10 protein-coding genes are annotated in these 12,112 nt (G+C 63.1%); 6 read left to right on the top strand and 4 right to left on the bottom strand.

The annotated features are described in order from the left end of the window. Positions 1-4 precede the first annotated feature (4 nt). Entirely contained in the window at positions 5-2,140 is a 2,136-nt protein-coding gene (locus KUV45_RS13455) for a TonB-dependent receptor (RefSeq protein WP_206939570.1), read from the bottom strand. Between the two features lie 522 nt (positions 2,141-2,662). Here KUV45_RS13455 and KUV45_RS13450 point away from each other — a divergent pair. The 5 genes from KUV45_RS13450 to KUV45_RS13430 all read left to right on the top strand — a co-directional run bounded on the left by KUV45_RS13450 (position 2,663) and on the right by KUV45_RS13430 (position 8,877). Then, complete coding sequence (locus KUV45_RS13450) at positions 2,663-3,481, top strand: ABC transporter ATP-binding protein (protein ID WP_224851820.1); 819 nt, start codon at positions 2,663-2,665, stop codon at positions 3,479-3,481. A 71-nt stretch (positions 3,482-3,552) separates the two neighbouring features. Next, complete coding sequence (locus KUV45_RS13445) at positions 3,553-4,566, top strand: sucrase ferredoxin (RefSeq protein WP_224851821.1); 1,014 nt, start codon at positions 3,553-3,555, stop codon at positions 4,564-4,566. A 74-nt stretch (positions 4,567-4,640) separates the two neighbouring features. Then, a complete protein-coding gene (gene fhuF / locus KUV45_RS13440; RefSeq protein WP_222161780.1) occupies positions 4,641-5,531 on the top strand; it encodes a siderophore-iron reductase FhuF in 891 nt (296 codons plus the stop codon). A 2-nt stretch (positions 5,532-5,533) separates the two neighbouring features. Beyond that, positions 5,534-6,514 (top strand): AraC family transcriptional regulator, encoded by a 981-nt coding sequence (locus KUV45_RS13435; RefSeq protein ID WP_222161779.1) that lies wholly within the window; start codon positions 5,534-5,536, stop codon positions 6,512-6,514. 200 nt (positions 6,515-6,714) lie between these two features. Beyond that, on the top strand, positions 6,715-8,877 hold the full coding sequence (locus tag KUV45_RS13430) for a TonB-dependent siderophore receptor (protein ID WP_374107039.1): 2,163 nt from the start codon (positions 6,715-6,717) through the stop codon (positions 8,875-8,877). A 12-nt stretch (positions 8,878-8,889) separates the two neighbouring features. On the opposite strand, the gene KUV45_RS13425 is transcribed toward KUV45_RS13430, so the two are convergent. From KUV45_RS13425 to KUV45_RS13415, 3 genes are read right to left on the bottom strand one after another with little or no spacing between them, the layout of a single operon-like run. Next, a complete protein-coding gene (locus KUV45_RS13425) occupies positions 8,890-9,822 on the bottom strand; it encodes a biotin-dependent carboxyltransferase family protein (RefSeq protein ID WP_222161778.1) in 933 nt (310 codons plus the stop codon). After that, positions 9,819-10,541 (bottom strand): 5-oxoprolinase subunit PxpB, encoded by a 723-nt coding sequence (gene pxpB, locus KUV45_RS13420; protein ID WP_222161777.1) that lies wholly within the window; start codon positions 10,539-10,541, stop codon positions 9,819-9,821. The genes KUV45_RS13425 and pxpB overlap by 4 nt, the downstream gene beginning before the upstream one ends. Next, the gene (locus tag KUV45_RS13415; protein ID WP_222161776.1) at positions 10,538-11,302 is read right to left on the bottom strand and encodes a 5-oxoprolinase subunit PxpA; all 765 of its coding nucleotides are present in this window, start codon (positions 11,300-11,302) and stop codon (positions 10,538-10,540) included. Before KUV45_RS13415 ends, pxpB begins: the two co-directional genes overlap by 4 nt. Positions 11,303-11,518: 216 nt before the next feature. Between KUV45_RS13415 and KUV45_RS13410 the strand changes: the two genes are divergently transcribed. After that, positions 11,519-11,956 (top strand): VOC family protein, encoded by a 438-nt coding sequence (locus tag KUV45_RS13410; RefSeq protein ID WP_222161775.1) that lies wholly within the window; start codon positions 11,519-11,521, stop codon positions 11,954-11,956. The last annotated feature ends 156 nt before the right edge of the window (positions 11,957-12,112 follow it).

Raw genomic sequence — 12,112 nt, 5'->3', positions numbered from 1 at the left:
GCGCCTAGAACTCCACGCTATAGCCCAGGGTCAGGGTGCGACCACGGCCAGCAAAGTAGCGGTCGTCGTTGACCAGCGCACTCTGGGAGTAATAGGTGATGTAGTCCTCGTCGAGCAGGTTGGAAACACCGACGTTGATCTTGCCGGTCGGCAGGCGATAGCCCACCGCGGCATCGACCAGCAGGTAGCCATCGAACTCACGCTCTTCTTCATCGTAGGACTCATCGAAGGCGTAGTTGGCCTGCAGGAAGGTGGACAGCTTGTCGGTCCAGTTGGCGGACCAGCTGCCGACCAGACGGTCCGGCGACACATCCAGGCCGGACAGCTCGGCGTCGAGATCACCATCGTTGTCGCTGTCGTACAGCCCCGTCATATGGGAGTAGGCCAGGCGACCGGAGTGGCGCTCGGTAAAGGCATAGTCCACCGAGGCCTCGATGCCGGTGATCTGGGTTTCCTGACGGTTCATGATGAAGACACCGTCCTGCTCGGTCAGACGACTGCCGAAGTCGGACGTCGACTCGTAGTAGCTCAACTCAGCCGCCAGCCGATCGTTCTCGTAGCGCACACCGGTCTCGATGTTTTCAGTGACGATGGGGCGCAGGTTGTCGATGCTGTCGACCGATTGTCCCGGCGTATCGATCCCTCGCAGCGCTCGTCCCACATCGGGAATGGAGAAGCCTTCTGAGTAGTTGGTGAACAGGCTTACACCCTGTACCGGCTTCCATACGGCGCCCACGTTGTAGAGCGTTTCATCGAAGTCGGGGTTGCCGCCTTCCACGTCCACACCGTTGTTGGCCCATACCGTCTGGTAGTCATCGATATCCAGCTCAGCGTACTCGTAGCGCACGCCGGCGGACAGCAGCAGGGAGTCGACAGGGGCGAACTCGGCCTGGAAGAACGGTGACAGGTCGGTGTAGTCGGTGGGCGGCACGTAGGTGCGGCCGCTGCCGTACAGGTACTGTTCGGTCTCGTCGAACAGGGTATCGAAGCCACCGGTCAGCTTCAGTCGGTCATCCCACAGGTCGTCCTTGGTCAGCGAGACCTTGGTACCGAACTTCTCGGTCTTGGCAGAGCTCTGGTCGTAGTAGGTGCCCACCGGCGCCAGCGACGGGTCCTGGAAGGTGCCGGAATCGGTGGCACCGAACAGTGCCTCGTAATCCTGATAGTACGCCTGGGCGCTCAGCTGCATGCCAGCCAGGTCGTAGTTGTCATAGCTCAGGCCCGTCGTCCACACCTCGTTGTAGGGTGCATCGCCCTCGGGCGTGCCACGCTCGGAGGTGGTCGGGATGCCCGCATCGCGGTCGCCGGTCACGCTGACGTAGTCGTTGTGGCCTTCGATGTCGTAGTGGTTCAGGGTGAACTGCACGCGCTGGTTGTCGTCGATCCAGTAGGCCAGCTTGCCCAGCAGGTCATAGCTGCGCGAATCCATCAGATCGCCCTGGGTGTTATCGACCCCGACAGGATCGCCCTTGCCATCCAGATAGAGCCCCTGGTCCTCATAGCTGAGGCCAAACACGTAGTCCACGGCACCCTCATTGCCGCTGAAGCCGTAATCGGTCTTGTAGCTCAGGGTGTCGCCGTCCAGTTCACTGGTGGGCGTGGTCAGCTGCGCGCTGAAGTGCTGGTTGAAGCTACCCGGCTCCGGTCGCTTGGTGATGATGTTGATCACCCCGCCAGCAGCCCCCACACCGTTGGTCGCGTTGGCCCCTTGAATGACCTCGATCTGCTCGACCTGGGAAAAGTCGATGGTGTGCGATTCACGGCCGGTGGGACGCAGCGGGTTCGACTGGGGAATACCGTCGATCAGAAACAGCGGCGTGCGGCCCCTCAGGGTCTCGCCACTGCCGGTCATTTTCTGGCGGTTGGGGGAGTAGGACGGCAGCAGGTTGCTCAGGATCTGCGACGAGTCCGTGGTCACATCGAGCTGCTGAGCGATCTCTTCCTCGGTGATGATGCGCACCGTCTGGGGCGAGTCTTCCTTGGTGGTATTGGTCCGCGAGGCGGTCACCACCATGGTCGGCCCTTGATCTGCACGGGCTGCATCGGAGGAAGACGAGGAAGCGCTGGTCTGCGCCGCGGCGTGCTGAGCAATGGCGAGGCTCAGTAGTGAGACGGTGGGCCATAGAGCATGACGATTCATGTCGTGCGTTATTCCTTGTGGAGCTATCGTTCGAATGATCTGCGCAGCGACTGATTCAGGCCTGTCGCCCCCTTCGCCCGTGGCGGAGGCGGTGACTCCAGCGAGAGACGACATCAGCCGACATGACAGTCAAGCCTTCCCTGTTCCCAATGGGTCTCCGCAAGCGGAGGTCTTGCTGCACGCCTCTCATCTGATATCGTGCTGCGTCGTTGTTACTACCGCATCTCTAAATGAGAACGATTATCCTAATTAATCAAATTTGCGCTGTCCATGATGTTCGAACGAACCGTTCGTCATAACCTCACAAGTTTTTGTGCTTAATCGACTGGTCAAAAGCGCACGAACAGTGCTGCAAGCTGTTTCGCCAGATTGAAAATGAGAATGTTTTGTCATACCGTCGACAGCCATTTCGCCCTCAGCAGAGACGCGCCCATGTCGTCGTCCCCCTCTTTTCCGCCAAAGCCTTCGCGCCCGGCCCCTCGCCAGGCAGCGTCACATCGACTTCAGGGGACAGCCCTGACAGTGGGATACGAAGACCGGGTGGTGCTGGATGGCGTCGACATCACCATCGCACCGGGCAAGTTGACGGTATTGCTTGGGCCCAACGGCAGTGGCAAGTCGACGCTGCTCAAGACATTGGCGAGAACGCTTAGCCCGCAGTCGGGACAAGTGCTGCTGGATGGCCAGGCGATCCACCATCAGTCGACCCGTGAGGTGGCCAAACGGCTGGGGTTGCTGCCCCAGGGACCGACCGCCCCGGAAGGCCTCAGCGTGCGCCAACTGGTGGCCATGGGGCGCTTCCCGCACCAGCGACTATGGCAGCGCGACGCTCGTCGTGACGCCGAGGTCATCGCCGAAGCCATGGCCTACACCCACGTGACCGAGTTCGCCGATCGTCACGTGGACGCCCTCTCCGGAGGTCAGCGCCAGCGCTGCTGGATCGCCATGGTCCTGGCCCAGCAGACCGATTTGATTCTGCTCGATGAGCCCACGACGTTTCTCGACCTCAAGGTTCAGGTCGATCTGCTCGAGCTGTTGACCGGCCTTGCCCACGACCAGGGTCGCACCCTGCTGCTGGTGCTCCACGACTTGAACCTGGCGGCCGCCTACGCCGACGAACTGGTAATGTTGCGGGACGGCCGCATCATCACCAGCGGCACGCCGGCTGAGGTGTTTACCCGCGCCAATCTCAAGCAGGTCTTCGACCTGGACGCCCAGGTGATTCACGACCCGGCCAGCGGCAGGCCGCTGTGCGTGCCGCTCAAGCGACGCTCGGACAGGGCCGGCAGCCCACTGCTGGAAGACCGCGACCAAGCCGCCGCCTGCACGCGGCCTTCCTGAGACGGTACCCCACGCACCGTGAAATCCCGCCTCGTGAAAACCAGTATCGTGACAGCAATTCCCGTGCCGATATGAACAGCGCCAGCCACACCACCATCAATACCGCCGTGATCAACAAGACCTTCTGCACCGACCTGAGCCGCCAGCTGGACGATCCCTTGCCCGGCAGCGGCGCCCACGCCGAGCGCAACCTGCTGATCAGCTGGCCCCGGGCCAAATGGCAGCGCAACCTGCGCCACGCCAGTGACATGCCACAGCGCCTGAAAGACAGCCTGGATGGGTTGGCCGCAAGCGGTCGCCGGGTCAACCTGATTCACCGGCGCGACCAGCCAGACGGCCTCCATGAGGTCATGCTGATGCCAGAGCGCCAGCGCCTGCGTCTGGATCTCGATGCCCTGCTGGCGTTCGCCGACGCACTGGCCTCGGGTTCCGACCTGTCCGCCTGGCCATCGCTCCCCCAACGCGACGATGTGGTGCTGTGCTGTACCCATGGCAAGAAGGACAAGTGCTGCGCACGCTATGGCTTTCGCAGTTACAAGGCCCTGGCGCACGCGGTCGAGCAGCAGCGCTTGCCGTTTGACGTGTGGGAAAGCAGCCACCTGGGTGGCTGCCGCTTCGCCGCCAGCATCATCGTGCTGTCTCCGGTGCGCAAGTACGGCCGTATCGATCCCGAGCACGCGCTGCCCATGCTGCAGGCCGAAGCTCAGGGCAGGCGCTATCTACCCGGCTACCGTGGCGCGTCCGCGCTGACACCGGTACAGCAGTGTGCCGAGGTCGCCCTGCTCGGCTGGCTCGATGAGCACGACGCCACCAGCGCCGCCGATGGCGTGCAGCTGACACTGGTCGAGGACGTGGCTGGCGCCGACGCTGGAACCACCGCCGATGCCGATAGCGCCAGCATTCACTGGCACTGGAAATCGGCTGACCATGAAGGCGTCGTCCATGAGGGCCATGCGCAAGTGCTATGTCGCTCGATGACCCTTGATCGCGTGGACATGTGCTCGGATCTGGCAGAAGGGCCGAGCGCAAGCCAGGTGTGGCGAGCCATCAGGGTAGTACCAGCTAACGAGAATCACTGCCCTTGATAACAATTCGCATTTAATCTACTGTAGTCGCCGTTGGTCTTTCGACCTCAAGCCTCCGGCCTGCAGGACGCCCCATGACATCAGCGCTTTCCCGTCTGTATTGCGGTCCCCTGGAACACCTCACGGTGCCTACTGTGGCAGCGACCTTGCCCGACGACGCCATGCCAGCAGAGACACTGCTCGAGCCTGGCGTGCTGGACGAGCTGATCGAGCGCTACACCACGCAGTTCAAGGGAGAGGATCTCAAGGCCGTTGCCTCACTGTGGTCGAAATGGCACTTCAGCCAGCTTGCCGCCCACACGCTGGCGTCCAACCTGCTGCTGGAGCGGGACCTGCCGGTGGCACTGGACGAAATGGGGATCTATCTCAACGAATCAGGCTGCACCCACGGTATTGCCTTACGCCATGAGGGCACCCCGCTGCCATCACTGGATGCTTTCGAGCGCTTCGAGCGCTTGCTGCAAGGCCATATTGCTCCTTTGATCGACATGCTGGGTTGCGTTTCCGGCGCCTCGCCCAAGGTGTTCTGGAGCAACTTCGGCGGCTACTTCGACTACTTTGCCCGTGGGGCTCACACACACCCCATGGGCTCACCCGACGCCGCCGAGCAAGCGCTGCGGCTGCTCGATCACCGGGTGTATCCCGATGGCCGGCGCAACCCTCTGTTCATGCCGGTTCGCTACCTCCAGGACGATCAAGGCGAGACCCAGCGCATTCGCCGCGTATGCTGCCTACGCTACCGCTTGGATGATCTGGCCTACTGCGGCACCTGCCCGCTGGATGACAATGCCCTGGCAGCCCGCGCCGCGGCCAAGCGCCAAAACCAGAATCAGAACCAGAACCAGAACCAGTCTGGCGACACCACCAGCGTGGTGCAGTCCTTCCCTGCGGCCAAGGACGATGGCGAGCGCCAAGCGCGTCGGCCCTCCTTGCGCAACGCCACGTCTCGCGTTGCCGCCGGCTGACCATGCCCCCAGCCCGATCCCGCCCTCTCGTCGGCGCGCCTGCCGAAGGCATCCAGCCACGCCTCATTCGGGCCGGTGACTTTCTTGGCTTTGCGCAACGCCACGGCATCGACTATCGCTTCGCCGGCATGCGCTCTCCCCAGGTGGCCCGCGACCTGGCCGTGCTCAGGGGGCGTGTGATCGAGGAGCAGGTACGCCCTGGCTGGCATCTGACGTTTTCCGACGTCGAGGTGCTGACGCCGTATGACTCCTGCTCCACCATGGCCTCCCCCCTGTTCGTCTGCGTCGTCCTGGAGGGCGCCATTCAGGTAGATCAGGGCGGGCGTCGCCAGCGCCTTTCCGCCGGCAGCGCGCTCAGCGCCAGGCTCGCCGACCAGGTGGCCCTGCGTGTGCACCAGGACGCCGGCCAGCGCCTGCGCACGCTGAACCTGTCCCTCGACGAAGCGGCCATCCACGCACTCAGCCAACGTCCTGAGATCACCGAGCTTCTCGACTCGCCGCGCCCTCACCTGCATGTCTGGCCGCTGCCCGGCTATCTGGCACCGATGCTTGAGCAGGCGGTCACGCCGCAACCCTCGGCAGGACAGCGACAGCTGCTGCTGGAGGCGATCGGACTGCAGCTGCTGGCCCATGGCCTGCGTCATCCCGGAGCGCATCAAAGCGGTCTGCAGCTGGCAGAACGCCAGCGCCTGGAGCGGGTACGTCAAACCCTGCACGATGCCCCTGCTCACCCTTACAGCCTCGAGCAACTCGCCGAGCTCGCCTCCATGAGCCAATCCGGTCTACGCGCAAAGTTCCAGCGCCTGTTCGGTGTCTCGGTCTTCGACTACCTGCGCGAACGCCGCCTGATGCTGGCCTATGAGCTGCTGTCTCGGGGCGCCAGCGTACAGCAGGCCGCCTTCGACAGCGGCTACGGCCATGCTTCCAATTTTTCCACCGCCTTCCGCCGTCGCTTCGGGGTATCCCCCCGGGATATCGGCTAGGCGGTGGCTCACGCATAGCCGCAGCACTCCCACCAGCTTGGCACGGCAATCGTTCAACAGCCTGTCACCGCGCATAAGGATCTTGGCGATACGCATAGGAAGATGGCGCCATTAAAATGGAATAATTCGCATTACCGAAAAACACGCTTCCAACGCCATCTCCTGGCTCGACTCATACGGTAAGCCCTTCCATGAACACAATGACCTCCCCCGGCCTGCGCCGCCAATGGGCGTCGACGCCACTCGCGACCGCCATCTCTCGTGCATCGCTGGCGATGCTTGGCCTGTCGTCGCTGATGCTCTCTGCTAACGCCCTGGCACAAGCCGCCGACAACAGCGCCGCTGACAGCGCAGAACTCAGCACCATGACGGTCACCGGTGAAGCCGCCACCAAGACCGACACGCCGTTTCTGGAGACCCCACAGGCCACCTCCAGCGTCAGCGCCGAGGACATCGAGCGACGCGGTGCCCAGTCCGTGCAGCGCGCATTGGACTACACCCCAGGGGTCTATACCAATCAGATCGGTGCATCCAACCGCTACGACTACATCGTTCTGCGCGGCTTCTCTGACGGCAGCGTAAGCAATACCTTCCTCGACGGCCTGAAGCTGATGGGCGATAGCAACAGCTACAGCTCACTGAAGATTGACCCTTGGATGCTGGAAAGTGTCGAGGTGGTCAAGGGGCCGGCCTCGGTGCTCTACGGTCGAGCCTCCCCCGGTGGCCTGGTGGCCTTGACCAGCAAGCGTCCGACCTTCACCGATACCCCCACCGGAGAGGTCCAGGTCGGCTTTGGCAACAACGACCAGCGCCGTGCGGCCTTCGATATCACCGGTAGCGTCGACGAAGGACAGCGCGCCGCCTTCCGCCTGACCGGTGTCGCCCGCGCCGCCGATACCCAGTTCGACCCGGTGGAGGAAGAAAGCTATGCCATCGCACCGTCACTGACCTGGGACATCACCGACGCGACCACCCTGAACCTCAACGCCTACCTGTCTCGTGAACCCGAAGGCGGCTATCACGCGGGCTTGCCCTACGAGGGCACCGTGACCAGCCACGCCGGCCAGCACATCGACAACACCTTCTTCGAAGGCGAAGACGACTACGACAACTTCGAGCGTGACCAGAACCTCTTCGGCTATGAGCTGGAGCATCGCTTCGGCAACGGGCTTATCGCTCGCCAGAAGCTCAGGTACCTGGAGTCGGATGTCACCATGGACCAGGTCTATGCCTATGGCTGGGCCAACGACACTGAGCTCTATCGCTACTATTCAGGCGCCGATGAGGACCTGGAAGCCTGGACGGTAGACAACCAGCTCGAGGCCAGCTTCACCACCGGCGGGCTCAACCACCGCGTGCTGACGGGGGTCGACTATCAGACACGGGAAAACGAGGTGACCTGGTCCAGTGGCGCCTTCCCGCAGATCAATGCCTTCAACCCCAGCTACGGTGCAGGCCCCGTCGGCGACATCGCGGTGACCACCCGCGAGACCCACGAGCTCGAGCAGACCGGCGTCTACCTGCAGGACCAGATCAGCTGGGACCGCTGGCATCTGACCCTGGGTGGCCGTTACGACTGGGTCGACATCGAGAATACCAATCGCGATAGCGGTGACAGCTCCGAACTGGATGAAACTCAGTTCAGTGGACGGGCCGGCCTTCTCTACGCCTTCGATAACGGCGTCTCGCCCTACGTCAGCTACTCCACGGCGTTCACTCCGACCAGCTTCGTCGATGCATCAGGAGATCTGCTTGAGCCCATGGAAGGCGAGCAGGTGGAAACCGGCCTGAAATATCAGCCGCTGGGCACCCAGGACCAATACTCCATAGCCCTGTTCCACATCACTCAAGACAATGTGGCGACCAAGGAGCAGCCCACGGATCCTTACCGCGCCATTGGTGAGATCGAGTCCCAAGGCATTGAGCTTGAAGCCCGCACCCAATTCACCGACGAGTTGAGCATGCAGGCGAGCTACGCCTACACCGACATTACCTACGAGGAGAGCGATGTCCCCGGTGAAGAGGGCAACGACGCCATCTACTCACCCAAGCATATCGCTTCGGTGTGGGGCTACTACGATGTCGCCCGCGGACCTTTGGCCGGCCTGAACACCGGCCTGGGGGTGCGTTACCACGCCGATATCCAGGCAGATCGCGCCAACACCAAGTCGGTTCCGGACTACACCCTGGTCGATGCCACCCTTGGCTACGACTTCAGCCGCGTCGGACTTGAGGGCGTGAGCGCTCGACTCAACGTCAACAACCTGCTGGACGAAGACTACGTCGCGTCCTGCAACTCCCTCGAGTTCTGCTACTTCGGCGCCGAACGCAGCGTCAGTGCTACCGTGAGCTATCAGTTCTGAGTCTGACGGCGATCACTCAGTACGCCATGCATGCAGGCACTGCAGATGGTCCCGCCGTGCCTGTTCGGGAGACACCGCCTTGAAGCGGACCCGTGTCCCGGGCAGGCACTGGGCCAGGCGTGCACAGGCAAGCGGCGTCAGCGCACCCAGACGCGGGTAGCCGCCGATGGTCTGACGATCGTTCATCAGGATGATCGGCTGGCCGTCGGGGGGCACCTGCACCGCACCCAGCGGAATACCCTCCGACACCATGCCCTTCATGCGGCCTTCAAGGCGCGCCCCGGTCAGGCGAATGCCCATGCGGTCGGCACGCTGATCGATGGTCCAGTCCTCGTTGAAGGCACGGTAAAGGCTGTGTCCGTCGAAGCTTGCGAGCTGAGCGCCCGTTACCAGCGCCAGCTCGAGCGGCTCCGACGAGGCAGCCAGCGTTGCCGCGCTTGGGGCCAGCTCTCGTGCGTTCACACGCTGGTGTGGCGCCTTTGCCTCCACGCGGTCACCCGTCACCAGTGGACGTCCCAGGCCATCCAGACCGCCCAGGCCTTCCCGCACGGTACTCGAAAGACTCCCCATCACCGCTTCTCCGGCCACGCCCCCAGGGAGCGCCAGATAGGCGCGTAGGCCCTTGCTGGGACGCTCGAAGACCAGTCGCTGTCCTTGCTTCAACGTCAGTGCCTGACCGGGAGCAATGGCCTCGCCGTCACGTCGCGCAGCGAGATCCGCCCCCGCCAGCGCCACGCAGATATCGGCCTCGGCGACCAGCTCAAGCCCCCCCACCATGACTTCGAGACCAGCGGCTTCCGGAGCATTGCCGAGCAGCCAGTTGGCCCATCCCAGCGCCACCCAGTCCATGGCGCCGCCCTGGGTCACGCCAAGATGACGCACCCCACCACGTCCACCATCGACCACCAGTGCCATGGGTCCCGCACGTTCCACCTTGAGGCTCATTTGCCGCTCTCCTCGGCCGGGGGTTGGGGGGTGGTGTCGCCGCCCTGCGCCTCGAAGGTAGCGCGGTCGATGGCCACAAAGCGCACGCGATCACCGGGCTTGAACAGGGTGTAGCCCTCGCGCTCGCGATCAAACAGCTTCACTGCGGTTCGCCCGATCAGGTTCCAGCCACCGGGAGAAGGAGCCGGGTAAACCGCCGTCTGGCGATCCGCGATCCCGACACTGCCAGCGGCCACTTTTTGCCGTGGAGTCTCCAGACGCGGCGTCGCCAGGGCCTCCTCCACCAGCCCCATGAAGCCGTAGCCAGGCGCAAAGCCCAATGCGAAGACGCTGTAGTCACGCGCACAGTGACGGCGGACGACCTCCTCGACCGTCAACCCGGAGCGGCGCGCCATCAACGTTAGTTCAGGACCGACGGTGGGGTCGTACCAGACCGGAATCTCATGCAGGGTGCCTTGCTCCGCCGCCTCGGGTGACAGCCCATCAAGTGCCGCCGTGAGGCGTTTCCGGGCCTCCGCCAACGACAGTCGCTGGATATCGATTTGGACCAGTACCGTGGTGTAGGACGGCACCACCTCCAGGGCATCGTCGCCAAGGCGCTGGCGAATCGCGTTGGTGGCCGCCAGCACCCAGGGCATATGCGCTTCGTCGATGGCATCAAACAGCCTGACGATCAGGCTATCGAAGGCGACTGTCTCCAGTCGTGGGCGTGGCGTCATGCCTCCTCCAGTCGGTCGAAGGCCTCACGAATGGCCCGGACGGCGGCCACGGAGCTTTCGTTGTCACCGTGCACGCACAGCGTATCCGCAGGCAGTTGCAGCGGGGTCCCGTCTCGGGCCGCCAGAGGCTCCCCCTTGGCCAGCGTGACCGCCTGGGCGACGATGGTCGACTCATCATGATGCACCGCTCCCGGTTCACGCCGAGACACCAACCGCCCCTGCTGGTCGTAGGCTCGATCGGCGAACACTTCGAACCACAGGGAAACGCCCTCCTCCGCCGCCAACGCCCGGACGTCATCGGTATCGGCGGTGGACATCACCAGCAGCGGCAGGCTGGCATCGTAGGCACGCACGGCGCGCATGGTCGCGCGCAGCAGGTCCTGGCCCGCCGGGCTGTTCACCGCCATATCGTTGTACAGGGCACCATGGGGCTTGATATAGCGGACTCGAGAGCCTTCCGCTCGACACACACCATCCAGCGCGCCGATCTGATACAGCAACAGGTTCTCCGCTTCGGACGGCGACACCGCCAGGCTGCGCCGTCCAAACCCAACCAGGTCCGGGTAGCCGGGGTGCGCACCGATGGCCACGTTGTTGGCCACCGCCAGGCCGACGGTGCGACGCATCACGTCGGGATCGCCCGCATGGAAACCACAGGCAATGTTGGCGCAGTCGATATACGCCATCACGTCGGCATCACGGCCTATCTTCCAGGCGCCGAAACTCTCGCCGACATCGCAGTTGAGGAGGGGGATCGGCATAGGGCCACCTTATTGTTGTCGATGAAGTGTCATTGAATGATGTCGCTGTCTGAATTCTCGATCAAGCCACCGGGCAGCGTACCGGCCTCGCCCCGAGACTCGCGTCATCGCTGCGCAGCAACAAATTCAGCGTCAAGATTGACGACAGCAGCTCACCCGGCCAAGAATCACTGACACTACCCTGTCAATAACGCCCCATCCAACCGGAGACTCCCCATGGCTGTCAGTGATCCTTTCCATCTGGCCATCCAGGTCCGCGATATCGACGAAGCCCGCGAATTCTATGGCAACTTTCTCGGCTGCCCCGAAGGCCGCAGCTCCGAGTCCTGGGTCGACTTCGACCTCTACGGCCATCAGTTCGTCTGCCATCTGAATCCAGCGCTCAAGGATGCCGCCAGCGCTGCCCACAAGAATCCGGTGGATGGTCATGGGGTGCCAGTACCGCACTTCGGCGTGGTCCTCGAGATGCCTGCCTGGGAAGCCCTGGCCGACAAGCTCAAGTCCCACGGCGTGGCGTTCGAGATCGAACCCTATATTCGCTTCAAGGGCGAGCCGGGCGAGCAGGCGACCATGTTCTTCAAGGACCCTTCCGGCAACGCGCTAGAATTCAAGGCGTTCAAGGATCGCGACAGCCAGCTGTTCAAGAAGGCCTGACCACCGGGCCGGGCTGCGTCAGTGGTGTCGGTTGATCTTCAACGCCGCCTTCACTGACGCTGACGCAAGCATCGCCTCATCGGTAGGTTCGACAACAGACTCAACGACTCACTCGACGACAAACTCAACAACACACTCAACAACAACAAGGTTCGC

Origin of the sequence: Halomonas sp. DP3Y7-2, assembly GCF_019800795.1 — a bacterium.
Lineage (GTDB): Bacteria > Pseudomonadota > Gammaproteobacteria > Pseudomonadales > Halomonadaceae > Halomonas > Halomonas litopenaei_A.
This window is presented reverse-complemented; position numbering and strand designations above follow the sequence as displayed.